This window comes from Variovorax sp. CF079 (assembly GCF_900101545.1).
GTDB lineage: Bacteria > Pseudomonadota > Gammaproteobacteria > Burkholderiales > Burkholderiaceae_C > Variovorax.
In genome coordinates this window covers 32658-58200 of sequence record NZ_FMZU01000011.1, presented here as the reverse complement: position 1 = coordinate 58200, position 25543 = coordinate 32658, and the positions used below count along the sequence as shown (strand labels likewise).

Below are 25543 nucleotides of genomic sequence, written 5' to 3'. Positions count from 1 at the left end.
CGGGTTGGGGGTCAGAGGTTGGGTCCTGTCCATGCTGGAGCTGGACCGCGCCGTTGACCGATGTAGATCTTCGGCGTTACGGACATGCCTACTCTCAGCTTCGCCGCGGCGGACTGGTCCGGATCGATGCGGATGCGGACAGGAAGCCGCTGCACGATCTTCGTGAAGTTGCCCGTGGCGTTGTGGGGCGCAACGGCGGAGTAGCTGACGCCGCTGGCCGGGCCCAGGCTTTCCACCACGCCTTTCAGCAGCTCGCCCGGCAAGGCATCCACTTCGATGTCCACGGCGTGGCCAGCCTCCACGCGCGCCAGTTGCGTTTCGCGGAAGTTGGCGGCGACGTAGACGGCGTCGAGCGGAACGATGGCCAGCAATGGTTTGCCCGCACTCACGAAGGCCCCGACGCGCACCGATCTCTGCCCGATGGTCCCGTCGACCGGTGCAGTGATGCGCGTATAGGAAAGCCTGAGTTCTGCGGCGGCTTGCGCAGACTGCGACTGGGAAAGAGCCGCCTTGGCCTTCTCCAGATCGGCCCTGAGAACGCCGATCTGCTGACGGGCGGCCTGCAGTCCCGCCAGGTCCTTCTCTCGCGCGGCCAACTGGATGCTCAACTGCGCTTCGGCCTGTTGCAACGCCTGCACGGTTCCTGATCCATCCGCGGCCAGGTTGCGATAGCGCGCCTGGTTCGTCTTGGCCAGCCTGAACGAGGCTTCGTTGGCCTCCACAGCTGCCTGTGCCTGGCGGATCGCGGTTTCCTGCAGGATCAAGCGCGCCTGCAGGCCGGCGATCGTGGCCAGGGCGCCTTCGACCTGGGCCTTCGCTGCGTTTACGGCAACCACGAAATCACGGTCGTCGATGGTGGCGAGCAAGTCGCCTGTCTTGACGGGTTGGTTGTCTTCGATCAAGACCTTGTCCACCGTTCCCGACACCTGGGGCGCCACGGTTGTGAAGTCTGCTTGCACGTAGGCATCGTCCGTGGACTGGGTGGATGCGCTGGATGCGGGGCGATTGAGATAGAGCGCGCCGCCGATCAACACTGCGAGCAGCAGTGCGGCACTGATGATCTTGGCTGTCTTCGGTAATGCCATGGCAGTTCATCCGTTGGAAGAAGTTGTAGATGCAGCGCCCAGGTCAGGCGCGGGGATATGGGTCAGCCGCAGCACGAGAGGAATCATCAGCAGAGCCAGGACGCCGAGAACGCGGTAGGCATCGGCGATCGACAGCACCAGCGACTGCTGGCCGATCATGCCCATCAGTTGGGAGGACTCCGGCGGATTCGGGAGGGCGTGGCTGACCAGACCCGCATGGTCCAGCAGCATTTCCGCATGGAAGCGGGCACGCACCGTCGTGAACTGCCCTACCACGGCGGCGCCGAACAAGGAGCCGAAAGCGCGCAGTGCGTTGATCGTGCCGGAGAGGTAAGGCCCTTCCTGGGGCTGCACGACGCTCGTCATCAGGAAGAGCATGGACACCACGGCCATCGGTTGGCCGAAGGCTTGCAAGGCCTGTGCGACGGCGAACTGCTCCCAGATCCAGTCCGCCGTCAATCGCGATCCGGCGAAGCATGCCAGTGCAATCAGGGCCAGCCCGAACGCGAACACCAGACGTGCATCGACCCACCTCTGATACAGGAACAGTGCCACTACAGATCCCAGCACCAGTTGCGGCAAGGCCACGATCAAGCCGATCGGTGCCGTCTGCATGGAGCGGTAGTCCTGGGCCAGCCCCAGGTAGCTGGCAGGCAGCAGCGAGCCGGCCAGCAGAAGCACCAGCAGCAGGACGAAAAGGGTGCAACCCAGTCCCAGATTGCGGCGCTCAAGCATCTGCAGCTTGAGGAAGGGCGAGGGGTGATACCACTCGGTCAACAGGTAGACGAACAGAAGGACGAACCCGCCCAGCAGCGCAACCGTGATCGATGGCGAGTTGAACCAGTCCAGGCGCACGCCCTGGTCGAGCGCGGCGGTGATCAGGCACAGGGCCGGTATGCCGATGGCCATGCCGACCCAGTTGGCCTGCCTGAAGCGGTCCATCTGGATCGGATCGCTTGGGAGTCCCCAGCTCACGAGCAGTCCGGCGACAACAGCCATCGGCACGATCTGCCAATACACCCAGCGCCAATCGGCGATGCCATCCGTCCATTGCCCTGCCAACCAGATCGCGAGGTTGGGCGCAAAGGTGGCAGTCATCGCATAGAGCGCCAGCCCATGCAGGCGAATGGGTGGCGGCAGGAATTTCAGGGCAGCCATCATCAGGATCGGAATCAGGGTGCCGCTGCTGATGCCTTGCAGGAAGCGCAGGCCCAGGAGCAGGTCCAAGTCCTCGACGAATGGCAGCAGGACGGCCAGCACCGTGCAGGTGCCGAGCATCCACAGGTGAAAACGGCGAACGGACAGGGTGACGGCAAACCACGCTGCAAACGGCATCGCGATCAGTTCGCCGGCGGTATATGCGGTGGAGAGCCAGGATGCATCATCCAGGCCAAAGCCGAGGGCGCCACGCACATCGGCCAGCGCCAGTGCGCCGACGCGATTGTTCAGTCCTGCCATCACGGCGGCCAGGAAGATGCCGACCAGTCCGCCCATGGGACGCAGGGAGGGCTTGGCGGGGGCGGCCTCGGCAACGGGCACGCCGGGTCGCACCGGCAAGGTGGTGCTGGTCATGGCCTGGCCTCGGCCGAAACGGCAGCCGGTGCAAGACGTGCGACCGAAGCTTCCGGCAAGGTGCGCGCAGAAGCAGCTTGGGCAGGCCGCGACGCGAGTTCGAGTTTTCCTGGGTTCCAGCCACCTCCGAGCGACTTGTAGAGGTTCACGAGGGTCAGCGTGGCGCCCGTCGCGCTGCCATTGAGACTGGTCTGGCTGGCCAGCAGGTTGCGCTGCGCAGTCAGCACACTCAGATAGTCGGCAGCACCCTCCTGATAGCCTCGCTCGGCAACCCGCAGCGCCTCCATGCTCTGCTCATAGGAGACCACCAGTTCAGCGTGTTGACGCTGCTGGGCGGCCCAGGCATCCAAGGCGTTGTCCACCTCGTGCAAGGCTCGCAGTACCGTCTGCCGATATGCGAGGGCTGCCGTTTTCTGCCGCGCCTCGTTCAGCGCCAGGCGCTGGGTCAGCCTGCCGCCCTGGAAGATGGGGAGGAAAACCGTCGGTCCCACGGAAAAGAATCGCGAGTCCCAACTGCCGAGGTCGCCGAATTCGAAAGCTTCAACGCCCACTCGGCCTTTCAAGCTGATGCGCGGATAGAAGTCGGCCTTCGCCACCCCGATTGCCGCCGTGGCGGCATGGAGCTCCGCTTCGGCGCGCAGGATGTCCGGCCGCCTGCGCGCCAGCTCGGACGAAACACCCACCGGCACATTCGTCGGAAGCGCGGGCAAGGGCACGGCATTGCGCAGTTGCTCATCGATGGCGCGCGGCGGATTGCCCAGCAACAACGCCAGCGCGTTCATCTGGACATTGCGTCGCTGGATCAGCTCTGGAACCAGCGCCTTGACCGTCGCCAACTGCGCGCGCGCGGATGAGGTCTCAAAACGCGTGGCGACCCCATTGCGCTCACGGCTTTCCGCCAGGCTGAGCGTACGTTCGGCGACGACTCGATTCTGTTCTGCGATGTCCAGTTGTGCCTGCGTTCCGCGCAACTGCAGATAGGTTCGAGCCACTTCGGCAGCCAAGGCCACACGCGTCGCTTCGCGGTCGTACATTGCGGCGTCCAGAGTTGCCTCCGCCCCTTCGCGCGCACGCCGAACACGACCCCATAGATCGATTTCCCAACTGGCATCGAAGCCAAGCTGCCAGAAGTCACTGGGCGTGGTCGGTGCGCCCAACGCGGCGAACTTGCCGTGTTCACTGAGTGCCTCACGCGAGTAGTTGGCGCCGACGCTCACACTGGGCAGCAGATCTGACGAAGCAATACCTAGTTGCGCGCGGCTTTGCTCGATGCGGGTGGACGCGACTTGCAGATCAAGATTGGCAGCTTGCGCACGCAATTGCAGGTCGGCCAGCAGTGCGTCGTTGAACAGCGTCCACCATTGAGAGGGGACGTCGGAATCGGAAGGCTGTGCGGCGCCGACGTGTTCCGCCCTTGGGGCCAGTGCGATTTCGTGCAGTCCGTTCTCGGGCCTCACAAACTCCGGACCCACCGCGCAGCCGCACAGCATCAGGGCAAGGCATGTCGCCGCGCCCGCGCGCAGTTGGAGTCGGGAAAGGGCCGGGTGTGAGGTCATCGCAAACTTCTCCCAGGGTTTCAGGCGTTGAGCCACAACGCGACGTTGCGGACGTACTGCTGGGTCGAACGAAGCGCCTCGGGAAACCTGGCTATTCCGTCGCCAGCAGGTTCGCTCACGAATGACGGGCTGCCGGCCGTGGGGTCCCAGTTGTAGTCTGCAAAGTGGTGAAAGGTCGATTGCGCAATCGCTCGTCCACCCTGCTCGGAGCGCTCGAAGGCGACCGCCAGGTTGAACCGCCGGCCGGACACCGAGCTCTCTCCCTCCATGACGACCCGAGCGCTCGAATCGTGGGGCGGCGCGCTGACAGCGCCCTCGTGCGGGTGTGACGGCAGGTACTGAACGATGCCGGTCGGCGACTGCTTGTCCAGCATCACCGGGTGAATGCTTCCGACGGGCCTGATGCGCTGAAAGTCGCCGTTGGCGCCGGAGTGGTAGTTGGGCCAGGAGATGTTCGCCGCGAACGGGTTGTCAGCACAATGGCGGGCATCGTCGGGTTCGCAGTTTCGGCTGTGAAAGTGATGTGCTGCCCCGACGCCGCCCAGGTTGCAGAGTGAACTTCCCAGGTCCATGTGGTCACGTGTGACCATGAGCGTTCCACCCTGAAGCCGGAAACGGCGGATGCCCTCGCAATCCTGGGGTGTCAGGCCATCGCCGACATCGACGGCGAAGAGCCAGAGCTGATCGACATCCGATTCATGCAAGTTCGACAGCACGGGATCCGGCTGGCCGCGTTTCGCGCGGTTGCGAGCCGTCACCCGGAAGGCGAACTGGCCATCCTCGTCTCGCAGGCTCGACAAGAAAGCCTTCAAGTGACTGAAACGCTCGATGTTCCAATCGTCGTGATCGCCCTCGATCGTGGTCTGCAGCAAGAGGTTCAGCATGGTGTGACAGTGTTGTGGCGTCCGGCCATTTGGAACTCAGAGCGGCTGAGTACCCGTGTTGCGAACATCGCGCAACGGAACAAATCGTAGGTTTGACACTTCGATAGCGGTAGGTCCGCGAGAGGACTCACGCTGTTGTGCAGTGCTCACCAATGCCGGCAGAGACGCCTCTGCGCGCTCCTAGTACCTAGCGCCTTCGATGATCGCGATGACGCTCTGCGGATCGACGCGCTCGCGATAGTCCATCTCGACGTGGGCGAACCGAATCCTCCCGGTCTGGTCGATCACGTAGGTCGCGGGGATCGGCAACACCCATTGAGCATTGCCGTTCAGCACGGGGATGTCGGTACCCGCCGACGCGTACAGATCGATCAGCTCGGGCGGCAGCGTGATTGCGATGCCGAAGCCGTTGGCGGCATCCAGGCTCGAGTCGCTGAGCACCGTGTAGGCGAGCGCATTGCGCTCGATCGTGTCGAGGGAATGGTCCGGCGTCTGGGGGGATATCGCGACCAGCGCAGCACCCAGTCGCTTCAGCTCACTCGCATGCTGTTGCCATGCGTGCAACTGAAGATTGCAGTAGCTGCACCATCCTCCGCGGTAGAAGATCACGACGAGCGGCCCGCCGTGCCACAGGTCGGACAGCTTCACCGGCGCGCCCGATGCAGAGCGCAAGCTGACATCGGGGGCCATGTCGCCCTCGCGCTTGGCGCGCTCGCAGACGCCCATGGCTCGAAGAATGCCAGCAGCGTCGCTGATGGATGTAGTCGGCGTCATTGCTCAGACCTCGCGCTGGTCGATGTAGCACCAGCGCCAGCTTTCGCCGACCTCGGCCGACTGTACGAGCGCATGGCCTGTTTCGCGAAAGTGCCGCGTCGCATGCTTGCCTTCCGAGAAGTCGCAGCAGCCGACATGGCCGCAGCTCAGGCACATCCGCAGGTGAACCCAGCGGCCTCCGAACCGGAGGCACTCTTCACATCCCGCCGAGCGGGAGCTGACCGGCCGAAGCTGGTCGAGGTGCGTGCAAGGCGCTGTCGCGCCATGGTTGGGGTGGATCATGAATGTCTTTCGCGGTCTTCATGGGACCGAGGGTTGGGGAAAGCGTCGCGGCCGCCGCGGCAAGCCGAATCTCCGCATCCGCCACATCGCCGCCGGCGACAGCACAGGCCAAGCCGAGCGCCACCGCGACGACGCCGAGAAAGGCCCATGCGTGCATCACGGCATGGGGGTTGACCGAGGAGCCAGGCACGACAAGGCGGCTACGCAGCCAGGCGGATGGCGCCGTCGCCGACGTAGCGCATGAAATTCGGCAAAGGCATCGCTGCCTCGCCGCGGTAGTTCTCGTCGACCCAGCTGAGAACGGTATCCATGGACGTGACGTCGACCTCCACGAGGCCCCTGCGAAGCTCGAGTGCAGGACCATCCCCTTCGCGGTACTCGACGGTTCCGACGACCTCGGCCGTCAGCGTGGCGGATCCGTCTGCGTGGAGCCTGCCTTCGATTCGCCTCAGGACTTCGCTCGGGACAGGCGGGGTGTCGCGTCGCGGGGCCAATCCCTCTTCCATTGCCAGTGCGGCATGAACGCCTTCGTCGTCGTGCAGGCGCCGGACAAAGCGCGACAGGTTGGCGAATCCCTGAAGTCCGACCTTGGTGCCGATCGCCCAGCGCAGCAGCACGAACAGGTACGCATCCGCGATCGAGCGCTCGCCGGTGAGCCACTCGCGTCCCTCGAGCTGCGCGTCGAGGCGTCGTAAATAGTCGCGGACGTGCCCGCGTGCCGTCGCGGCGAGGTGCTGCGCGAACTCCTGGCCTTGCAGGTAGCGCTCCGGGTAGAAGATGGGCCTGAAGGCCTTGTGCACGTCGGAGTTGAGGAACCCGAGCCAGCGCATCACTTCGGCGCGAGACCGGGGCGATCCATCGCCGAGAAGCCGCGCATGAGGGTGCAGTTCGGCAAGGTAGACCAGAATGGCGACGTTCTCGGTGAGCACGAAATCGCCGTCGACCAGGAGCGGCACGCTGCCCGACGGATTGAGCGCGAGATAGTCTTCGGCCTTGATGCTGCTGCGATCCATCCGGACGGTCTCGTACTCCGCTTTCGACCATTCGAGGGCGATGTGATCGGCCAGCGAGCTGGCGCCTGGCATGTAGAAGAGGTTCATTGCGGGACTGCTCCGTACGCAAAAAAAAGGGGCGCCTCCCACCCGTCGCGTCGTCGTGTAGCTGGTCGGATTTGCGCGGGGACACCGCGCCGACGTGAGTCTGTCCCGTGCACGAACGGGTGGAAAGCGCACGCCTCATTACAGCCGCCTCGACGATCTGACACCCGTCGTCTTCGTTGCGACGGGCGGGAAGCAAAACGGTCACTTCACAGGCAGAAAGAAATCGGTGCCCTTGTTCTTCACCAGCATGACGAGGAACTTCGCCGGCTTGGTCTTGCTCGCGTTGCGGCCGACCGTGTGGATGTCGTCGGGGCCTTCGTAGAAGGTCTGCCCGGCCTTCAATGTCACTTCCTTGCCGCCTTTGACGCCCATCACGATCGAGCCCTCGAGCACGTAGACGAAGGCATGCGCATCGTGGCGATGGATGGGGTCGGCGCCGCCCGGCGGGTAGTCCACGGTGATCGCCAGGACCTCCTTGCCGGGAATGTCCGAGAGTGCCTTGGTCATCAGCTGCTTGACGACGATGTCGTGCGCTGCATGCGGCGCGCCCGCCTGTTGCGCGGGCGCTCCCAGCGGAGCGATCAGCAATGCCGCGATGATGTGTCTTGCCATTCTTCTCATGGGTTCACCTCTTTCGTGTCCGAAGACTCAGGTTCACCACAGTGCGGCTGTGGAGCCCGTTTGCAACCATTCGCTGTGGGGCAGATCGTAGGATTCGACGGCCTGTCGCGGTAGGCGTGTGCACAGGATCACGGTGTTGTCCCGGAGGCACCAATGTGCTCATTCCGCGGGCTCGAGCGTCACGCCGTCGAGTCGCGCCAGCACAGGCTGGCGTGCAGGACGCCTTCTCCCTCGATCTCGAACTCCTCGGGCAGCGGTCCGTCGAGGCGCTCCAGTTGCACGGCGCCGTCGAGCTTCTGTTGCAGGTCGCGCGCCCAGCTGGCGCCCTTCGCCATCCACACGGGGCTGATCTCGTTGCCGTCGATCGAGGGTTCGAGCATCACGATGACGCGCATCCCGTGGCCGACGGCGTAGGGCCGGATGGCCCAGAGCCGCAGCACGACGGAATGTCGGGCATACCAGTCGGCCAGCGCCTGCGAGGCCGCCGAAGCGTGCGGCCTCATGTCACGCATGGGGTGGAGAGAGATCTTCATGGTGTTGCGCTCCTATTCAGTGCAAAGGCATCGCCGGCGGCGACGCGCTGTCTTCCGCCGCCAGGGCAGCCTGAACGCCAGGGTCGCTGTTCATGCGCTCGGCGAAGCGCGCGAGGTTGTCGAAGCCGTCCACGCCGACCTTCTTGCTCCTGGACCAGCGTGTCAGCACGAAGAGGTAGGGGTCGGCGATGGAGCGCTCGCCGGTGAGCCAGTCGCGTCCCTCCAGCCTGTCGTCGAGCCGCTCGAGATACGCGCGCACGTGGGTGCGCGCGTTGTCCGCGAGTGCGCTCGCGTACTGCGGGTCGGGCAGGAAGCGGCCCGGCGTGAAGATGGGCTTGAAGGCCTTGTGCACGTCGGAGTTGAGAAAGCCCAGCCAGCGCATCACCTCCGCACGGCCGCGCGGAGAGCCGTCGCCCAGTAGGCGCGCATCGGGGTGGAGGTCGGCCAGGTAGCCGAGGATGGCGACGTTCTCCGTCAGGGACAGGTCACCATGCTGGAGCAGGGGAACGGTGCCTCCGGCGTTGATCGCAAGATAGTCCGGGGACTTGAGGGCCTCCAGCCTCATCCTCACGGGCTCGTGCGGCACGCCGATCCATTGGAGAACGATGAGGTCGGCAAGCGAGCACGCACCGGGCATGTGGTAGAGCTTCATGTCATGGTTCCTTGGATTGAATGGATGCGGCGGCCGATGCGGTAGGCACGGTGCGGATGCTTGCTAAGGCGAATAAGGCGCACCCGCGCTCTCGTACGGGGTGATGGGCGTCATGTCGAACGGCTCTTGAGGCGGCGGCATCGCCAGGTCCAACGGGGCGGGCGAGATCGCAGGCGAAGCGGGCCGGCCCGGCGCAGGCGGCTCAGCAGCGCTGATCGGCTGCATCGCGTAGAGCCCGGCCGAAGTCGCGAGGCTGGCAAGCAGGGCAGTCAGAAAATGTTTCGTCATGGTGGTCCCGACCTTTCCGTGGATGTGTGCGTCACGTCATTGCGCGCACCCAAATCCTAGGTTTGCACCGGCCGATGCAGTAGGCCTGTGGAGGGGATCACCGCGTTGCCCGCCGATCAACAATCACGCGGTCCGGGCACGCCGGCACTCATGCAGCGGCGGAAAAATTGCTGAGGCAGTGGAGGTCGAGCGCACGGATCTGCGCGGTCATGAAGTCGACGAAGACGCGGATGCGCGACGGCAGGTGCGGAACTCGTGCAGCAGCGGCGCCACCTTTTCTACCAAAGCCGACTACCGAGCTGATCCGCAGCATTCCGCAAGGCGAACCGCGGCGCTGGTCGCGCATGCGTCGAGCGCCTGCACGATGCGTTCCACGCCGGGATGGCAATGCTCGTAGAACAGCTCGCCTTCGTGCGTCAGCGTCGTGCTGCGCGTCGTGCGCAGGAACAGGCGCGCGTTCAGCGGGTCTTCCAGCTTCTGGACGCTGCGGCTCGCGGCCTAGCGTCCGACGCCGAGCCGGTCGCCGGCCTTGGCAAAGCTGCCCTCGTTGACGACGGCGATGAACGCCATCACGCCCGCATAGCTCGTGGCGAAACTGGACGCCAGCGCATCGCGATGGCCGGCGAGCGGCGTCACGATGCGAGTGCCACCGTGCTCTGCATTCCCTGCTGCGCCAGCTTGGTGTACGGACAGGCGCGTTCGGCATTGCGCAGGAGTTCCTCCGCGACATACTTCTCCACGCCGTGGAGATGGACCCGGACGTCGGCCGTCAGCATGAACAGGCCATCGACCGGATCCCGTCCGAAGGCCACGCTGACCCGTACCACCACATCCTGGACGGGGATCTCCAATCGATTGGCCAAGAGGCAAAGCACCCCATGGAAGCAGGCGGCATAGCCTGCCGCGAACAGTTGCTCCGGGTTGGTGCCGCCACCGGGGCCGTCCAGTTCGGGCGGAAGCCGGAGCGACACAGCGAGATTGCCGTCATCGGACCGCACCTCGCCGGACGCGCGTCCGTGTTTCGCCTCGCCGCCGCTGGCCGTCACCGTGGTGGTGTACAGCGGAAGGAAGTCCGGTCCATGGAACTTGTCCAGCAACTCGACCGGCGGCGGTTTCAACGGAGAGGATGGCATTCAGCGTGGCGCCTTGGGCAGTGCGAACCAGGCATCGAAGCCGAGCTTGCCGATGCGCGGGTTGTCGCCGGGCACGAGCGTGTCGTCCTTGAGCTCGGCGCCGAAGTAGCGCGCATGCATGTCCGCCACGACGGTGCGCGGGTCATTGGTCTTCGAAAGGTAGCGCTGGACAAGCTCCGACAGGCGCACGCGTTCCGGGCCGGCAATTTCCACCACGCCGTTGATGGGCGCCCCCACCGTAAAGTCGGCCATCGCGGCGGCAACGTCGTCCGAAGCGATAGGCTGCACGAAGGCCGGTGACAGGTGCACCGTCTTCCCGTCGGTCCCCGACTGCGCGATACCGCCGAGGAACTCGAAGAATTGCGTGGAGTGGACGATGGTGTAGGGGACCTTCGATTCCCGGATGAGTTTTTCCTGCGCGATCTTGCCCCGGAAGTAGCCGCTCTCGGCCAGGCGATCGGTGCCCACGACGGAGAGCGCGACGTGGTGCTTGACGCCGGCCTTCTCCTCGGCGGCCAGCAGGTTGCGGCCGGAGGTCTGGAAGAACTCGAGCACGGCCTTGTCCTCGAAGGACGGCGAGTTGGCGACATCGACGACGACCTGGGCGCCGGCGAGCACCTCGGCCAGGCCCTCGCCCGTGATGGTGTTGACGCCCGAGGCGGGCGAGGCGGCGATGACTTCGTTGCCGAGCGCACGCAGGTTGTTGACGAGCTTGCTGCCGATGAGGCCGCTGCCTCCGATGACGACGATTTTCATGATGGGTCTTTCAGTGGCCCCGAGGGCCGTTGGGTTGGGAGCGCCGGAACAGATCGTAGGTTTGGGTGTGCGCCAGCGGTAGGGTCGCGGAGGGCCGCACGGTGTTTCATGGCGAGCACCAATAGCGGCTCGGACCGCGGTTCGCCGCCCTCAAGTCCGTACGCTGAAGTTGGTCAGGCACTGAAGGTCTGATGCGCGGATCCTGGTCGTCATGAAGTCGATGAAGACGCGCATGCGCGAAGGCATATGCTGCCGGCTCAGGTAGCAGATGTAGTGGCCGCGATCATCGGGTGCCTGATGCGCCAGGCAAGGAACGAGTGCACCGGACCTGAGGGAATCGCAGGCCAGGTAGCCCGCCATCTGGGCAATGCCTTGGCCGTCGAGCACGGCCTGCAACACCAGATTGGGGTCGTTGTAGGTGACCTTGGCTTGCGGCAGGAATTTGCGGACCTGGCCGTCCACCTTGAACTCCCATTCGCAGATCCGACCTGACGAAAAGCGGAGGTTGATGCATTGGTGATTGACCAGGTCTTCCATCGTCTGGGGCAGTCCGTGGGCGTCCTGGTATCCGCGGGACGTGCAGACCAGCATCTGCATGGGGATGATCTGCTTCGCGATGATTTGGGCGTCTTCCATGCGTCCGTTGCGAAACGCGATGTCCACACGGTCCGATATGAAGTCGGTCGGCTTGTCGTCGAGAAGCAGGTCGATCGACACGTCAGGGTAGGTGGCCCGAAACTCGCCGAGCAGCGGCGCAACCACCTTCCGGCCGAAGCCGACCGCCGAACTGATGCGAAGATGCCCGCGAGGCGGTCCCTCCCGAAGGTCTCGCATCTCTTCGACGGCCTGAACGATTCGATCGACCCCGGTGTGGCAGTTTGCGTAGAAGAGGTCGCCTTCGCGGGTCAGGGTTGTGCTCCGCGTGGTCCTAAGGAAAAGCCGGACGTTCAGCTGGTCTTCCAGCTTCTGGACGCTACGGCTCACCGCCGAGCGGCCGATGCCCAGGCGGTCGGCGGCCCGAGCGAAGCTGCCTTCCGTGACCACTGCAATGAAGGCGACGACCCCCGCATAGCTCGTGGCGAAGCTGGAGGCAAGGGGGTCCGCGCGCGGTGTGAGGGGGGTGGGCGGACGGCAGAGGAGGGTGGAGGAGGTCATGGGAGCGGCTTCTTGGAGGCAAAAATTTCGGTCTCGCGATGCAAACCATTGCGCCTACTCTGCTCGCCCAAGCGCGCGAAGACCAGTTATTGAGTGTCAAGGTTCGTTATGACCGGCTTTGTCGCCTGCCCCTGCGGGGCTCTCAGCCGCCTCGGCAGGCCATTGATTGGTGGCCGCCCGGCAACACCGTGCGCCGCTAAGCGCACCTTCCGCCGACTTGCGTGACTGCCTACGATCGACTCGTTCGACCGTCCCGTCCCCTGAAATCGCCCCCACATCGCAAGCTTTGCTGCATGACCCCATCCACCCCTTCATTTGTCGATGCGCGGGAGAAAATCGACTACGACATCGTCATTGTCGGTGGCGGGCCGGCGGGCCTGGCCACCGCAATCAGGACCAAACAACTCGACCCCGAGGCATCTGTCGTGGTGCTCGAAAAGGGAAGCGAGCTCGGCGCGCACATCCTCTCGGGCGCGGTGATGGATCCGAGGGCGATCAATGAGCTGCTGCCAAACTGGAAGGAACTCGGTGCGCCCCTGAACCAGCCCGTGGCGGGCGACGAGTTTCTGTTTCTCGGCGAGAGGCGCTCGGTGCGTACACCGGATTTCCTGGTACCGAGGTGCTTTCGCAACAATGGCAACTACGTCATCAGCCTAGGCAAAGTGGCGAAATGGCTGGGGCAGCACGCCGAAAGCCTCGGGGTCGAAATCTTCTCGGGCTTTGCCGCCACCGAGGTGCTCTACGGCAGAGGGGGCCGCGTCATGGGCGTGGCCACGGGCAATATGGGTGTCGGGCGTAACGGCGAACGGACCCCGACATTCCAGCCGGGTGTCGAACTTGGCGGCAAGTACACCATCTTTGCCGAAGGCGCTCGCGGGCAGCTCGGCCGCCAATTGATCGAGCGCTTCGGCCTGGCCGAAGGGCGCGACCCCGTCAGCTATGCGATCGGACTCAAGGAGGTCTGGGAGATCGACCCGGCGCGGGCCAAGCCCGGTCTCGTCGTTCACACAGCAGGGTGGCCGATGCGCAGTGACACATTCGGTGGCGGCTTTCTCTACCATCTCGAGGACCACAGAGTCTCGCTTGGCTTCGTCATCGGGCTCGACTATCAGAATCCGTGGCTTAGCCCTTTCGACGAGTTCCAGCGTTGGAAGACGCATCCCGCGATCCGGGCTCACATCGAAGGTGGCCGGCGCATCGGGTACGGCGCGCGTGCCATCAACAACGGCTTTCCGCAAAGCCTGCCGAAGACCGTATTTCCGGGAGGAGCGCTGGTGGGATGCGATGCCGGCTATCTGAACGCGGCGCGCATCAAGGGCAGCCACGCCGCCATCAAGACCGGCATGCTTGCGGCCGAGGCCGCGTGCGCCGCGCTGCGCGAAGGGCGCTCGGGTGACGAGCTCACGGCATATCCGCAGGCGTTCGCGCGCAGCTGGCTGCATGAGGAGCTGCGTGAATCTCGGAACTTCAAGCTCTGGTTCAAGGGAGGCGCCGTCGTCGGCACGCTGATGACGGGTGTCGAGCAGTGGCTCATGCCAAAGCTCGGCATCCGGACCCCGCCGTGGACGCTGCACGGAAGGCGTGCGGATCATTCGAGCCTGCGCCCCGCCGACCAGTGCGAGCCCATCGCGTATCCCAAGCCTGACGGGAAGCTCTCGTTCGACCGGCTGAGTTCCGTGTACCTGAGCAATACGCACCATGCGGAAGACCAGCCAGTGCACCTCAGCTTGCGTGACGCGGCGGTACCGGTGGCGGTCAATCTGCGTATTTATGCCGGTCCTGAGAGCCGGTACTGTCCCGCGAGCGTGTACGAGTTTCTGAAGAACGACAAGGGTGAGGATCGGCTTCAGATCAACGCGCAGAACTGCATTCATTGCAAGACCTGCGACATCAAGGACCCGACGCAGAACATCGTGTGGATCGCACCGCAAGGCGGTGATGGTCCGAGCTATGACTCGATGTAGCTTCGTGCGCAATTTCAACCGCGCGTCGCGCTGTTGCCTTCCTGGAAACATCAAGATGTGGGCGAGCTACCTTCCGATAGCACTTTCATCCTTCTAGCATCTGCCTCAGTGCATCGCTTCCTAACGACGGTTGATCTGGGGAAGCATGACCAACAGCCCACGACATTGACCACGAGGTGAGCAACATGAATCAGTTGATCCTTGAGCAAGAAACCATCGCGTATCAGGGAAGCGGCGGCGTCAGTGCCGACAACAGGCCCTTCGGGTTCCGACCTGCCTTTCGCAACACGCAAACGGGTCGCGTCTATCCGTCACGATTCGCCGATGGCCGGCTGGCCCCGATTCACATGATTGACGGATTGCCCGATGAACTGGTCGTTACGAGGTCCGCCGCAGGCAAGGTCACTTCGGTAAAGCATTCGGTGCAGTCCGGATTCACCTTGAACGGCTGCTTCTATGACCGCAACGAGGCCGCAAGGTACTTGCGTGTGGTGTCGTCTTAACAAGGCTTGACAAAGCCTAACATGCACCTGGCGGCGAGCGCGCTGATGATGGCATGCGACGTCCTGGAGGATCCTCATGACTCTTTCGCGCGAGCCACCCTCGGTCGCGGCGCCTGCTGGCTTACCCACTGCTGTTGCAGCTTACATCGCTGCTACCAACTCCTTCGACGCGGACGCATTGATCGCCTGCTTTGCGAAAGGGGCGTTGGTCAACGATGAATTGCGCGACTACTGGGGCATAGACGCCATCAGGGCGTGGGCGGAGCGGGAGATCATCGGGGACAAAGTGACCATGAAGGTCGTCAAGGTGGTCGAGCACTTCGGGGATGTGATCGTGACTGCCAACGTGGACGGCGACTACGACAAGACGGGCCTGCCGGGGCCCCTGGTTCTCGCGTTCCACTTTGCCGTACGCGCAGACAAGATAGTTCGGTTGATCATCCTCAACAATCGAACTGCCGATTCTTTCCCGGAAATTCGAAGCCTTCGAGCCGCGCTCGCCTCTCACCGGCCGCCGGATGCAGCGCCAGAGGAGTGAATGTCAAGCCGATTTACTGCACCGTAGGAGTATCCGAGAATGTGGCTTGACTCCGCTTGTGAGGCCCAGGCAATGACAACACCGACGACGGACAGCGCCGAGCCTGCCGGCCAGGACGCGTGGGTCGCCTCGTTCGGTCCATTCCGGCTGTCCGCGGCGGCGAGGCTCCTCGACAGGGACGGCGTTCCCGTGCATCTTGGAGGACGAGCGCTCAGTCTGTTGATTGCCCTCGTCGGTTCGGCAGGTCAAGTCATCAGCAAGAAGGAACTCATCGCGCGAGTCTGGCCCGACGTCGTGGTCGAGGAGGGCAGTCTCAGAGTCCACATGGTTGCAGTTCGCAAGGCCTTGGGCGACGGTCAAGCAGGTGCAAGGTACGTGACGAACGTCACCGCTCAAGGGTACTGTTTCGTGGCCCCTGTCACGCGCTTGCAAGCACCTGCAGTTCCAGCGGGCACCGCTGCGTGCCCCGACTTGCCAAACGGCCTCTCAGCGCCATTGACTCGCATCGTGGGCCGCGACGCCACCGTGCAGGCGATCCAGGCCGATCTGCTGCAGAAGCGATTTGTGACCATCGTCGGGCCCGGGGGTATTGGCAAGACGACCGTCGCCGTTTCGGCGGCTCATGCCATGCTGCCCGCCTTCGAGGGTGCCGCCCGCTTTATCGATCTGGCACCGGTGAACGAGGATGCCTATGTGTCCAGCACGCTCGCGGCGACGCTGGGCCTGCTGGGTCATTCCGGAGACGCCGCGTCGGGCATTGTCAACTTCCTGCGCGACAAGCGCATGTTGCTTGTCCTGGACAGTTGCGAGCACGTCATCGGCGCAGTGGCTGAACTGGCGGAGCGGATCTTTCAGGAGGCGCCGAATGTTCACATCCTGGCCACCAGCCGCGAGGCTTTGCGCGTCGAAGGCGAGCAAGTTCATCGGCTGCTCCCACTTGCTTGCCCACCTGCCAGCGATGCGCTGAAGGCCGAGGAGGCACTTGCCTATGCTGCGGTACAACTGTTCGTTGACCGCGCAGCAGTCGGCGCCACCAGGTTCGAACTTGGCGACGCCGACGCGCCCGCCGTGGCCAAGATTTGCCGCGAACTCGACGGCATCGCACTGGCCATCGAGTTGGCTGCCGGGCGCCTCGATGCATACGGCGTTCAAGGCATTGCAGCCTTGCTCAACAAGAGCATCACGGTGTTGTGGCACGGTCGCCGCACAGCGGTGCCGCGGCACCAGACGATGAGCGCTACGCTGGAATGGAGCTACAACCTGCTGACGGACGTCGAGCGCGCCGTTCTGCGCCGCCTTTCGGTGTTCGTCGGTGTCTTCTCGCTCGAAGCTGCCCGGTTCGTGGCTGGCCAGGGCGACACGGAAGACGCGGAGGTCGTCGAAGCCGTGGCCAATCTGGTATCGAAGTCGTTGCTCACCGGCGAAGCCGGCCGCAAGGCCATGCGCTATCGAATGTTGGACAGCACGCGGGTCTACGCGCTGAGGAAGCTGATCGAATGCGGCGAGACCTTCGCAGTCGCCTCACGTCACGCTTCTCACTACCGATCCGTTCTCGAAGGTGCGGCCCTGCCCGCATTCGGTACCGACAAGGACAGGACGTTGTTCCAGCAGGCAGAGATCCTCGGCAACGTACGCGCCGCGCTGGACTGGAGCCTGTCGGATAGCGGCGACGTGGAAATCGGCACGACACTGGCCGCAGCTGCAGCGCCGCTGCTGCTGGAGATGTCGCCGCTGAGCGAATGCCGCGCCTGGATGGAGAAGGCAATCGCTTCGCTCGGCGGGGCGATGCGCGGCACCCGCCGCGAGATGGAGCTGCAGGCGTCGCTCGGCCAATCGCTCATGTTCACCAGCGGCAACAGCGAGGAAGTGAGACGCGCGTTCTGGCGCGGCCTCGAACTCGCGGAAGCGCTCGAGGATCTCCCATTCCGATTGAGACTGCTCGGTGGGCTCGGTACCTTCCAGCTCAGGATGGGAGACTTCAGAGGCGCATTGGAACTTGCCCGCCTGGCCGAATCCGTCGCCAAAAGGATGGATGACCCGGTGGCGCAGGGAACGGCGGATTCCATGCTGGGCGTGGCGCTGGACCTGACCGGCGACATCGCTGAGGCCGAGAAGCGTTGGGAGGCTGCACTCAAGGGTGCCGCCGAAGCGCATCGCACCCGTACCATGCGCCTCGGTTTCAACCATCGCATCCATGCACTGTGTGGCCAGGCGCGATGCCACTGGCTTCGAGGCGAATGCGACCACGCGGCGGCCGTGGCCCAGTACGCGATCGAGCAGGCTGAAATGCTGAATCACCCCGTGACGCTGTCCATCGCACTGATCTGGGCGGGTTCCGTGTTTCTCTGGAGGGGAGACTGCTCACGGGAGGAAGAAGTCATCGAGCGGCTGCTTGCCCTCGCCACGAAGCATTCACTGTCGCCTTACGTGGCGGTCGCCATGGGGTTGAGGGGCGAGGTGCAGGTCAAGCGCGGAAGACCCGACCTTGGAGTGAACCAGTTGCGGGACAGCCTGCAAGCCGTACGTGCCAACCGTTACGAGATGCGGACCGCCGTATTCATCACTGCGTTGGCCGAAGGGCTGAACAACCTGCAGCAACATGCGGCGGCCTTGGCAGCCATCGAAGAAGCGATCACTCTGACCGAGCGACAGGGCGGCTATCTCCATATGCCGGAAACGCTGCGCGTGAAAGGGGAGATCCTGGCGAGCACGCCTGGCGCTGATTCGCAACTTGCGGAGCAGTGCCTTCTTGGCGCGATCCAATGGTCACAGCGCCAATCGGCGTTGTCATGGGAGTTGCGAGCATCGAACAGTCTTTCGCGCCTCTGGCTGAACCAAGGCCGGATCGATCGGGCGAGGCGGCTGCTTGCGCCGGTCTATGGCAGGTTCACCGAAGGTCATGGCACGGCCGACCTCGTCACCGCGAGGGAGCTCTTGGCGAAGGTTGATCATCCGTCAGGCCCTGCTCGCCGAGCTTCGCGGCGGAGCCGGTGAATTCATCCAACTCGTTCAGCAAATGTTTGGCAGCCTTGAGATCGCGCGTCTCAAAGCCCTCGGTGAACGAGCGATAAACGCCAGCGACAATCTCTTGAGCTTCCTTGTGGCGGCCTTGGCTCATTCGAAGCCGTGCAAGCGACGTGGCCGTTCGCAACTCCCAGGCCGATGCGCGCTGGCGGCGCGCGCAGTCCAGCGAACGCATGAGGCAGTCTTCGGCTTGCGACTCACCCTTATCGGGCATCAAGAGGAGAACAGCGGCCTGAAGCCGGAGCAACTCGGGCAACTCCAGCGCCTCCTCCCCGTCTTGCGTTTCGGCGATCGCGTTGGCGATGACAGCGAGCGCCTCGTCGAGCTGTCCGCTTCTCATGAGTGCATCCGCAAGCGCGCAAGCAGCTCGCTTGACCAGAATGACATGCCTCTCGGCCTTCATGGCCTTCAAGGCATCCCGCAAGATCGCCGTACCCCGGTCGGTCTCTCCGAGATGGACAAGCAACTCGCCTTTCAAGGCAGACCCGGTTGCGTGAAACGACAGCAACGCCTGCCAGTTCGTGTGCTGCATCAGCTTCCCGAGTGCACCCTCCGCAGCGCTCCAATCGCCGCACCAGAGGAATACCGGAGTGGCGTACAGGAGGGAGAAGCAGACGTCGACCGATCTTCCGGAAGCGGCCGCCTCGCCGATCGCCTCTCTCGCGACCGCCATCGCGCGATCCGGACGGCCGGCGAGCCACAGGACACGGGCATACGGCACCAGCGCTCGAACGCGGTAATCGAGCCCGAACAGATGCAGGTTGCGGGGCCCGACGCGCCCGAATCCTTTCTGGAAGTCGCGCTCCGCGGCCCGTTGATTGCCGAGGAAATGCTGCGATCCCCCTCGCATCCAGTCGGCCACGACCATGTACGAAACGTCTGTCGATGTCCGGGCCGCAGAACTCAACTCTTCCGCCACGGCGAGGGAGCCTCGAAAGTCTCCCGCGCGAATGAGAAGGATGTGCAGCCCCACCATCAGCCGCAGGCGATGCGAGGTTTCTCCGAGCCGCTGCGCGATGTCCAGAGCGCGGGCGATTGCAGCGCGCACGTCGTCGCCGGCTCCTCCCGTCCACATCGCCGCTGTCGCGAGCGTCTCCTGGAGAACCATCTCTTTTCTGGTGCCCCGATCAGCATCCTCGAGCAATGACAGCGCCTTCGTGCTCCATTTGTGGCACTCGGTCAGCAAGAGGAGTTGCAGAAGCACAGGGGCGGCAGCTGCTGCCAGATCGATTCCGAGGACCGCGTGGCGAGGTTCCGATTCGCGATCGCCGAAGCACCAGTCGAGCGCCGCCCGCACGTTCCCCAGGTGTTCGCTGAGAGCGAGCGCGCGTGGGTCGCGGTTCGGATCGATGCCCTCGCCGGAAACGGAACCCAGGAGCAGCGAAAAATACCTGGCGTGGCGCTGGGCAGTGGCACCCATCTCGCCGCTTGCTTCCAGCTTCCCGGATGCGTAAGTCCGGGTCGTCTCGAGCAGCCGATAGCGCATGGCCCCATCTTCGGCAGTCACCGCCGAGACAAGGGACTTCGCCACCAGATCGCCGACATGGGCAACGACCTGGTCCTCATCGAGTCCCCCGCGCGCAACTGCCTGAGCGGCCTCGAGGGTAAAGGTGCCGACGAAGATCGACAGCCTCCGCAGCGCGACCTGCTCACTCTCGGAAAGGAGATCGTGACTCCAGTCCAGCGTTGCGTGAAGTGTCTGATGTCGGAGCAGGGCGGTGCGCCTTCCGGGCCAATCCAAACCGAAGCGACTGTTCAGCAGGCTGGCGATGCCTTCGACGCCATAAACACCGACTCGGCCTGCAGCGAACTCGATGGCGAGTGCGATTCCATCCAGCCTGCTGCAAATGCTGGCCACGATCGGCGCATTCGCATCAATGAGCTCGAAGCTGCTTCCGCTGGCAGCGACGCACTCCGTAAAGAGCTTGACGGCCGGGAACGTTTGCGCTTCAACGGCATTCAGGCTCGGATCGAGCGGCGGGCACTCGAGAGGGGGCAGCAGGTATGTGTACTCGCCCTCGACTCGCAGCGCCTCGCGGCTGGTCGCCAGAATGTGAACCTCGGGTGCTTCGCGGAAGATCTGCTCGGCAAGTGCGGCTGAAGCTCCGATGACATGCTCGCAGTTGTCCAGCACGAGGAGCATTCGTGCCCCCCGGAGGGATTCCCTCAGGCTCGGCAGCGCGTCCTCGGTCTGAATCGTGAGCCCGAGCGTAGATGCGACGGTGGATGCCACGTGCGCCGGGTCTGAGAGGGCGCCCAAATTGACGAAGCACACCGTTTCAGGGAACTCTTGAAGCATGGCGTGGGCGACAGCTACGGCTACCGTCGTCTTGCCCATGCCACCGGGTCCGACAATCGTCAAAAAGCGATGCGCAATCAGGTCAGCGGCAATGGCGCGAGCCGCTTCGTCGCGTCCAACCATCCGCCCAAGAACCGGCGGGAGGGCAGGGGTTTGCAAGGCCGCGCCGTCCGGGGGCGCCGAGTCTGCACGATAGGGGTGGTCCTCACGGCTGACCGGGGCCACGAAGCAGTAGCCCTGGCCCCGGACGTTCGCAATGTACCGAGCGGTCCCCTCGCCATCGCCCAGTGCTTTGCGCAAACCGGTGATGTGCATCCTGAGGCTGCCTGAGTCCACCACCAGGTCGCGCCACACGCGCGAGATCAACTCCCGGTGGCTGACGATCTCGCCAGCATGCTCGACGAGCACGATCAGAAGATCAAGAGCCCGGTTGCTCAACGGGAACGGAATGCCGTCCCTCTCCACCTTACGCGCGGCAGGGAACAGCCGAAACGGCCCGAATGAGGCGCTCGTGCCGTCTAAGTACCCATGCGAAAAGCTCGATGCCGCAGCATCGAGAGTCCTGTTTTCGGGCACTCGCCCGGCAGCGCGAGCAGGCGAAGGCGAAGTATCGATAGCTTCTCCGCGTGGTCATGGCCCGACAATGCGAGCCCCCGCCCATTGTCGGGCTCAGGACGTGACGAATGACTTATTATAGATTTGCGATATGCAGCGCAGTCAAATAAGGCGCCGGCATATGGGCTCCCCGCCTCGTACAGCAAGGCGCCCTTGATCGGGCGTGCGTCATTGCCCCACAATGGCCTGCCCAGGGGCAGCGCCCCATTGCAATCGCGCCGTTCCGTCCGCTCGTGACCACGAGCACTGCCGTGTCCCGACCACAACGCCGACGGATCGGAAAGAGCGTTCGACGCCGTCTTGCTAGTTGCCACCGGGACGGCTCGAGGAGAACGGCTTGTGAGCTGATCTGTACCGAGCCGGCGTCATGTGGGTCGCAACCTTGAATTGCCTCGCGAAGGCGCTCTGGTCGGCGTAGCCGCACGCACCGGAAACGATCTTGAGAGTGACGTTGCCCGCAGGGAAGTTCCAAGCGGCAAAGCCAAGCGCAGGCCCCACGGGCTCTTTCAGGACGGTCTGGCGCACCGCCGGGTGTCGGGAAGGGATGACGCGGCCGTAGGCTCTCTTGGATTCTTCTGCATACCAGCGAGTAGCGTCGACGCAGAACCCAAGCTCTCCTGTGGCCTCGGAAAAAGTCTTGCCGTTCTCGGTCGTCAGGACATGCGCGATGTGCGCTTTTCGCTCATCGATCAACGACGCGGCACGGTTCAGGATCTCCCATCGGTGCGCGGCCGTGGTCGTCTTCCATTGCTCGAAGGCACGGGTGGACGCATCCAGCGCCAGGTCGAGGTCAGCTGCACTGGCGCATGCCAGCGACGCAATCCGATCCCCCGTTGCTGGGTTGACGATGGGCGCCTCGGTCCGGTCGGCGCCTGGCATCCATTGGCCGTCGATGAAGAGGTCGATCTTGTCGCTGTACATGCCGCTCTCAGCCTACAAAATGCCCGCTTCCGCGTACGGCTGCTGTTTCTCGACGCGCTCGTAGCCAAGTCTTGAGAGATCGATGGTCTCGAATCTTCCCTTCAGGATGAGCTCAGCCATTCCTCGGCCCGCTGCCGGCGCGTGCATCATCCCGTGGCCTGAGAATCCGGCCACGGTGTAGAGATTGGGCAGCTTGCTCCATGCGCCGATCACCGGGTTGCCGTCGAGCTCGTTCTGCTCATAGAGACCCGACCAGGTTCGATGGCACTTCGCCGCTTCGAATGCAGGAAATCGATGGGCGACGGCGGGCCATACCACGCGCTCGAAGTAGTCATGATCCACTTCGAAATTGAAGGCGCGGGGTTCGTCGCTATCGACAAGTCCGCCAGAAAAGCCTTTGCCCTCGGAGCGGAAGGCGAGCCGCGCCGTGTCCTTCACGTACGGCAAGAACTCGACAGGCGAACCCGGACTGAAGTAGTGCTCGAAACGTCGCAGCGGAGTGACCGGAAGCTTCATGCCGAACTTCTCGGCCAATACGCCCGACCACGCGCCCGTCGCGTTAACAAATGAGTTTGCGAAGACGCGATCGCCGTTGCCAAGTCCTACCGACTTCACATTGACGGCGTCTACATCGGCTTGCACGACGCGCTCCTGAATGTAGACCGCACCGAGCTCAACAGCCTTGCGTCGGAAGCCCCAGAGCAATCCGTTGGGGTCGCACCAGCCGTCGTGGGGGGTATGCGCGCCTGCGCCAAGGTCCTCCACGTTCATCGAGGGAAACTTCGCCTTCAGGCCCGCGGCATCCAACAGGTTCACGACGCAGCCATGGTCCTGCTGGATCTTCACATTGCGCTCCAGGCCCTTCACCTGGTTTGGCGGCACGATGAAAAGGTAGCCACCTTCGACCCAGTCGACGGGCGCAGGGCGACCCTTGCTCGCCATGGTGTCCTCGAAGCCCTTGATGAAGTCGATGCTGTACTTCGACATCTCGATGTTTTCGGGGCAGGTGAACTGGACGCGGCATCCGCCCGACGCCCGAAGCGCGGATGCGAACTCGTAGGTGGGGTCCGGCTCGATCACGCAGACCGAAAGGGCAGGGGACGCCTTGAGAAGGTAGTAGGCGACGCTCGATCCGATGATGCCGCCACCGACGACTGCAACATCGAAGGTGGTCGCGGTTGATGAGTCCATTGGAAATCTTGGTTTCGGAGTGAACTGGGCTTGACAGTGTATCCGTGATTGGATCCAATGCAACCCATCATTGAGTCACAGAGGATCAGCAATGCGTTTTCTTGCACTTTGTTGTCTGGCCCTGGCGGCAGGCGCCTCGTCCGCACAACCGGGCGACACGCTCGAGAAGATCAGGGCTGCAGGGTCCATCACGATTGGCCATCGCGATTCGTCGATTCCCTTCTCCTATGTTCTCGGAACCGGCGATGAACCCGTGGGCTTTGCGATCGACATCTGCAAGGAGGTCGCCAGCGCAATCAAGTCGAAGCTGGGCGTTGCGAACCTCACCGTGAAGTATCAGACGGTGACTTCGCAGAACCGGGTGCCGCTGGTGCAGAACGGCACCGTCGACATGGAATGCGGGTCGACCACCAATTCCATGGCGCGTCAGCAGCTGGTTGCGTTCGGTCCGAACTACATCGTCGTCGGCGTGAGTGCCGCGGTCAAGAAGAGCTCGGGCATCAACAGCTTCGCTGACCTTGCAGGCAAGACGATCGCGACGACGACGGGCACCACATCCATTCCTTTGCTGCGTGCATACAAAAAGACCGACAACGTCGAGGTCAGCGAGATCTATGGCAAGGATCATTCGGATTCGTTCCTCCTGCTCGCATCGGACCGCGCAAGCGCTTTCGTGATGGATGACGTGCTGCTGGCCGGACAGATCGCAGCCTCGCAGGCGCCTGCCGAGTACAAGATCCTGCCCGAGGCACTTCGCCAGGAGCCGTACGGCATCATGTTCCGCAAGGACGATCCGAAGTTGAAGGCGCTCGTCGACGCCACGGTCACCGATCTGATGAAGACCGGCAAGATCGACGCGATGTATGCGAAGTGGTTCACCTCGCCGATTCCGCCCCGCAACGTGAACCTGCAGTTCCCGATGTCCGAGGCGACGAAGGCGCTGTATAGGAATCCCACGGACAAGGGCGTTTGAATCGTCGCCCGAAGCCTCAGGCAGCAGAGCCCGCCATCTGGAGTTCTTCGTAACGTCCTCGGGCGAGCTTGATGCCTTCTCGCCTTGACGACTCTCGCTGCTCATAGCGCCGTTGACCAGGCAGACGCCTCGTTCCTGCTTGCAACAGCACGGACAAGAGTTCGTCAAGCCGTTCCCTGAAGTGCGAAGGAAAAGCAATGCCCGTGATTCGCATCGAACTGTCCGCAGGCCGAACGCAGGAGCAAAAGCAGAAGGTTGCCGAGGAGATCACGCAATCGATGGTTGCTCACTGCGGCTGCAAACCGGAAACGGTCCACGTTGTGTTCGAGGACGTGAAGCCGTCGGATTGGGCGGTGGGCGGAAAGTTCTTGGGAGCGCCGCCGACCTGAGGTTCATCTGCGCGCTCTCGGATCAATCGTCCTGAAGCGCTCTTTGCGTGTGTTCGATGTGCTTCTCCAGCAGTTCGATGGCCAAGGGAATGTCACGAGCCACGCAAGCCTTGAGGATCTCGCGGTGTTCGGATTGGGGGGACTTTCGTCCGGCCTTGTACGACTGCTGGGCGCGGAGGTGAATGCCGATCCCGCGCACGATCTCTTCGATCATTTTCAGAAGCCTGGGCCGCCCGCAGGCCCTGTACAAGCACAGATGAAACTCGAGGTTGAGCTCCGCCCACTCGAGAGGCGAGTCGCTTGCGTCGTACCTGGCCATGATCTCGCGCGCCGCCTTGTGGTCAGCTGTCTTCATCAGTGGGATCGCAAGCTTCAGAGCACGCGTTTCCAGGCCGATTCGGATGTCCAGGGTCTCAAGCAGTTCGGGGACGGACTGGGTCGCGACGATGGAGCCTTGGTGCGGGGTATGCTGGACAAGGCCTTCGGCCTGAAGCCGCTTCAAGGCCTCGCGAACGGGGATGCGACTGACACCGAAGCGCTTGGCCAGCGCCTCTTGTTTGAGCTGGACCCCTAAGCCGAGGGACCCGGTCAGAATCATGTCACGCAGTGCGCTCGTGACTGAATCTGCAGACAATACAAGCGCGCCATTCGCCGACTCGTCAGCCATCACAGACCTCGCATCCAAACCTTCACGGGCCACTATCTTACTTTCGAATCCAAAATAGGATCCGATCA

The 25543-nt window shown here is 63.5% G+C and carries 24 protein-coding genes and 1 pseudogene; 6 read left to right on the top strand and 19 right to left on the bottom strand.

Annotated features, from left to right (window positions below; translation table 11 throughout):
* Positions 1–11: 11 nt before the first annotated feature.
* The 15 genes and pseudogenes from BLS74_RS16065 to BLS74_RS15995 all read right to left on the bottom strand — a co-directional run bounded on the left by BLS74_RS16065 (position 12) and on the right by BLS74_RS15995 (position 12391).
* Positions 12–1085 (bottom strand): HlyD family secretion protein, encoded by a 1074-nt coding sequence (locus tag BLS74_RS16065; protein ID WP_093107958.1) that lies wholly within the window; start codon positions 1083–1085, stop codon positions 12–14.
* Between the two features lie 6 nt (positions 1086–1091).
* A complete protein-coding gene (locus tag BLS74_RS16060) occupies positions 1092–2657 on the bottom strand; it encodes an MFS transporter (protein WP_212733672.1) in 1566 nt (521 codons plus the stop codon).
* Positions 2654–4213 carry an efflux transporter outer membrane subunit gene (locus BLS74_RS16055; RefSeq protein WP_093107956.1) on the bottom strand — a complete coding sequence of 520 codons (1560 nt, stop codon included), beginning with the start codon at positions 4211–4213 and terminating at the stop codon, positions 2654–2656. The genes BLS74_RS16060 and BLS74_RS16055 overlap by 4 nt, the downstream gene beginning before the upstream one ends.
* A 20-nt stretch (positions 4214–4233) precedes the next feature.
* Positions 4234–5097: a hypothetical protein gene (locus BLS74_RS16050; RefSeq protein WP_093107954.1), complete on the bottom strand. Its 864-nt coding sequence runs from the start codon at positions 5095–5097 to the stop codon at positions 4234–4236.
* A gap of 180 nt (positions 5098–5277) precedes the next feature.
* Complete coding sequence (locus BLS74_RS16045; protein ID WP_093107952.1) at positions 5278–5871, bottom strand: peroxiredoxin-like family protein; 594 nt, start codon at positions 5869–5871, stop codon at positions 5278–5280.
* A 3-nt stretch (positions 5872–5874) separates the two neighbouring features.
* Complete coding sequence (locus tag BLS74_RS16040; RefSeq protein ID WP_093107950.1) at positions 5875–6153, bottom strand: UBP-type zinc finger domain-containing protein; 279 nt, start codon at positions 6151–6153, stop codon at positions 5875–5877.
* A 200-nt stretch (positions 6154–6353) separates the two neighbouring features.
* On the bottom strand, positions 6354–7253 hold the full coding sequence (locus BLS74_RS16035; RefSeq protein WP_093107948.1) for a glutathione S-transferase family protein: 900 nt from the start codon (positions 7251–7253) through the stop codon (positions 6354–6356).
* Between the two features lie 201 nt (positions 7254–7454).
* The gene (locus BLS74_RS16030) at positions 7455–7865 is read right to left on the bottom strand and encodes a cupin domain-containing protein (protein ID WP_093107946.1); all 411 of its coding nucleotides are present in this window, start codon (positions 7863–7865) and stop codon (positions 7455–7457) included.
* A gap of 188 nt (positions 7866–8053) precedes the next feature.
* On the bottom strand, positions 8054–8407 hold the full coding sequence (locus tag BLS74_RS16025) for a hypothetical protein (protein ID WP_244503892.1): 354 nt from the start codon (positions 8405–8407) through the stop codon (positions 8054–8056).
* Between the two features lie 16 nt (positions 8408–8423).
* Positions 8424–9059 (bottom strand): glutathione S-transferase family protein, encoded by a 636-nt coding sequence (locus BLS74_RS16020; RefSeq protein ID WP_093107944.1) that lies wholly within the window; start codon positions 9057–9059, stop codon positions 8424–8426.
* A 63-nt stretch (positions 9060–9122) separates the two neighbouring features.
* Positions 9123–9347, bottom strand: coding sequence for a hypothetical protein (locus tag BLS74_RS16015; RefSeq protein ID WP_093107942.1), 225 nt, complete (start codon positions 9345–9347; stop codon positions 9123–9125).
* Positions 9348–9605: 258 nt separating this feature from the next.
* Positions 9606–9917, bottom strand: a pseudogene (locus tag BLS74_RS16010) (LysR family transcriptional regulator); the annotation flags it as partial.
* 62 nt (positions 9918–9979) lie between these two features.
* The gene (locus BLS74_RS16005; protein WP_093107940.1) at positions 9980–10480 is read right to left on the bottom strand and encodes an Ohr family peroxiredoxin; all 501 of its coding nucleotides are present in this window, start codon (positions 10478–10480) and stop codon (positions 9980–9982) included.
* Complete coding sequence (locus BLS74_RS16000) at positions 10481–11236, bottom strand: SDR family oxidoreductase (RefSeq protein ID WP_093107938.1); 756 nt, start codon at positions 11234–11236, stop codon at positions 10481–10483.
* A 150-nt stretch (positions 11237–11386) separates the two neighbouring features.
* Complete coding sequence (locus BLS74_RS15995; protein ID WP_093107936.1) at positions 11387–12391, bottom strand: LysR family transcriptional regulator; 1005 nt, start codon at positions 12389–12391, stop codon at positions 11387–11389.
* A 293-nt stretch (positions 12392–12684) separates the two neighbouring features.
* On the opposite strand from BLS74_RS15995, the gene BLS74_RS15990 reads away from it, so the two are divergent.
* The 4 genes from BLS74_RS15990 to BLS74_RS15975 all read left to right on the top strand — a co-directional run bounded on the left by BLS74_RS15990 (position 12685) and on the right by BLS74_RS15975 (position 18390).
* The gene (locus tag BLS74_RS15990) at positions 12685–14355 is read left to right on the top strand and encodes an electron transfer flavoprotein-ubiquinone oxidoreductase (protein ID WP_093107934.1); all 1671 of its coding nucleotides are present in this window, start codon (positions 12685–12687) and stop codon (positions 14353–14355) included.
* A gap of 185 nt (positions 14356–14540) precedes the next feature.
* Entirely contained in the window at positions 14541–14858 is a 318-nt protein-coding gene (locus BLS74_RS15985) for a hypothetical protein (RefSeq protein ID WP_093107932.1), read from the top strand.
* Between the two features lie 76 nt (positions 14859–14934).
* Entirely contained in the window at positions 14935–15396 is a 462-nt protein-coding gene (locus BLS74_RS15980) for a nuclear transport factor 2 family protein (protein ID WP_139191698.1), read from the top strand.
* Positions 15397–15468: 72 nt separating this feature from the next.
* Positions 15469–18390 carry an ATP-binding protein gene (locus tag BLS74_RS15975; protein WP_093108262.1) on the top strand — a complete coding sequence of 974 codons (2922 nt, stop codon included), beginning with the start codon at positions 15469–15471 and terminating at the stop codon, positions 18388–18390.
* On the opposite strand, the gene BLS74_RS15970 is transcribed toward BLS74_RS15975, so the two are convergent.
* The 3 genes from BLS74_RS15970 to BLS74_RS15960 all read right to left on the bottom strand — a co-directional run bounded on the left by BLS74_RS15970 (position 18314) and on the right by BLS74_RS15960 (position 23446).
* On the bottom strand, positions 18314–21184 hold the full coding sequence (locus tag BLS74_RS15970; RefSeq protein WP_280142637.1) for an ATP-binding protein: 2871 nt from the start codon (positions 21182–21184) through the stop codon (positions 18314–18316). The genes BLS74_RS15975 and BLS74_RS15970 overlap by 77 nt on opposite strands.
* A gap of 453 nt (positions 21185–21637) precedes the next feature.
* The gene (locus BLS74_RS15965; protein WP_093107928.1) at positions 21638–22255 is read right to left on the bottom strand and encodes an aldehyde dehydrogenase family protein; all 618 of its coding nucleotides are present in this window, start codon (positions 22253–22255) and stop codon (positions 21638–21640) included.
* 12 nt (positions 22256–22267) lie between these two features.
* Positions 22268–23446 (bottom strand): NAD(P)/FAD-dependent oxidoreductase, encoded by a 1179-nt coding sequence (locus BLS74_RS15960; RefSeq protein ID WP_093107926.1) that lies wholly within the window; start codon positions 23444–23446, stop codon positions 22268–22270.
* A 91-nt stretch (positions 23447–23537) separates the two neighbouring features.
* On the opposite strand from BLS74_RS15960, the gene BLS74_RS15955 reads away from it, so the two are divergent.
* Together BLS74_RS15955 and BLS74_RS15950 are read left to right on the top strand one after the other, a co-directional pair.
* The gene (locus BLS74_RS15955) at positions 23538–24419 is read left to right on the top strand and encodes a transporter substrate-binding domain-containing protein (protein WP_093107924.1); all 882 of its coding nucleotides are present in this window, start codon (positions 23538–23540) and stop codon (positions 24417–24419) included.
* Between the two features lie 197 nt (positions 24420–24616).
* Positions 24617–24808: a tautomerase family protein gene (locus BLS74_RS15950; protein WP_093107922.1), complete on the top strand. Its 192-nt coding sequence runs from the start codon at positions 24617–24619 to the stop codon at positions 24806–24808.
* Between the two features lie 22 nt (positions 24809–24830).
* Here the strand turns inward: BLS74_RS15950 and BLS74_RS15945 are convergent, their stop codons facing one another.
* Positions 24831–25475: a GntR family transcriptional regulator gene (locus tag BLS74_RS15945; protein WP_093107920.1), complete on the bottom strand. Its 645-nt coding sequence runs from the start codon at positions 25473–25475 to the stop codon at positions 24831–24833.
* Positions 25476–25543: the final 68 nt, after the last annotated feature.

Coding starts and splice junctions, on each gene's coding strand:
- BLS74_RS16065 (WP_093107958.1), bottom strand. CDS start 1,085: ATGGCATTACCGAAGACAGCCAAGATCATCAGTGCCGCACTGCTGCTC.
- BLS74_RS16060 (WP_212733672.1), bottom strand. CDS start 2,657: ATGACCAGCACCACCTTGCCGGTGCGACCCGGCGTGCCCGTTGCCGAG.
- BLS74_RS16055 (WP_093107956.1), bottom strand. CDS start 4,213: ATGACCTCACACCCGGCCCTTTCCCGACTCCAACTGCGCGCGGGCGCG.
- BLS74_RS16050 (WP_093107954.1), bottom strand. CDS start 5,097: ATGCTGAACCTCTTGCTGCAGACCACGATCGAGGGCGATCACGACGAT.
- BLS74_RS16045 (WP_093107952.1), bottom strand. CDS start 5,871: ATGACGCCGACTACATCCATCAGCGACGCTGCTGGCATTCTTCGAGCC.
- BLS74_RS16040 (WP_093107950.1), bottom strand. CDS start 6,153: ATGATCCACCCCAACCATGGCGCGACAGCGCCTTGCACGCACCTCGAC.
- BLS74_RS16035 (WP_093107948.1), bottom strand. CDS start 7,253: ATGAACCTCTTCTACATGCCAGGCGCCAGCTCGCTGGCCGATCACATC.
- BLS74_RS16030 (WP_093107946.1), bottom strand. CDS start 7,865: ATGGCAAGACACATCATCGCGGCATTGCTGATCGCTCCGCTGGGAGCG.
- BLS74_RS16025 (WP_244503892.1), bottom strand. CDS start 8,407: ATGAAGATCTCTCTCCACCCCATGCGTGACATGAGGCCGCACGCTTCG.
- BLS74_RS16020 (WP_093107944.1), bottom strand. CDS start 9,059: ATGAAGCTCTACCACATGCCCGGTGCGTGCTCGCTTGCCGACCTCATC.
- BLS74_RS16015 (WP_093107942.1), bottom strand. CDS start 9,347: ATGACGAAACATTTTCTGACTGCCCTGCTTGCCAGCCTCGCGACTTCG.
- BLS74_RS16005 (WP_093107940.1), bottom strand. CDS start 10,480: ATGCCATCCTCTCCGTTGAAACCGCCGCCGGTCGAGTTGCTGGACAAG.
- BLS74_RS16000 (WP_093107938.1), bottom strand. CDS start 11,236: ATGAAAATCGTCGTCATCGGAGGCAGCGGCCTCATCGGCAGCAAGCTC.
- BLS74_RS15995 (WP_093107936.1), bottom strand. CDS start 12,391: ATGACCTCCTCCACCCTCCTCTGCCGTCCGCCCACCCCCCTCACACCG.
- BLS74_RS15990 (WP_093107934.1), top strand. CDS start 12,685: ATGACCCCATCCACCCCTTCATTTGTCGATGCGCGGGAGAAAATCGAC.
- BLS74_RS15985 (WP_093107932.1), top strand. CDS start 14,541: ATGAATCAGTTGATCCTTGAGCAAGAAACCATCGCGTATCAGGGAAGC.
- BLS74_RS15980 (WP_139191698.1), top strand. CDS start 14,935: ATGACTCTTTCGCGCGAGCCACCCTCGGTCGCGGCGCCTGCTGGCTTA.
- BLS74_RS15975 (WP_093108262.1), top strand. CDS start 15,469: ATGACAACACCGACGACGGACAGCGCCGAGCCTGCCGGCCAGGACGCG.
- BLS74_RS15965 (WP_093107928.1), bottom strand. CDS start 22,255: ATGTACAGCGACAAGATCGACCTCTTCATCGACGGCCAATGGATGCCA.
- BLS74_RS15960 (WP_093107926.1), bottom strand. CDS start 23,446: ATGGACTCATCAACCGCGACCACCTTCGATGTTGCAGTCGTCGGTGGC.
- BLS74_RS15955 (WP_093107924.1), top strand. CDS start 23,538: ATGCGTTTTCTTGCACTTTGTTGTCTGGCCCTGGCGGCAGGCGCCTCG.
- BLS74_RS15950 (WP_093107922.1), top strand. CDS start 24,617: ATGCCCGTGATTCGCATCGAACTGTCCGCAGGCCGAACGCAGGAGCAA.
- BLS74_RS15945 (WP_093107920.1), bottom strand. CDS start 25,475: ATGGCTGACGAGTCGGCGAATGGCGCGCTTGTATTGTCTGCAGATTCA.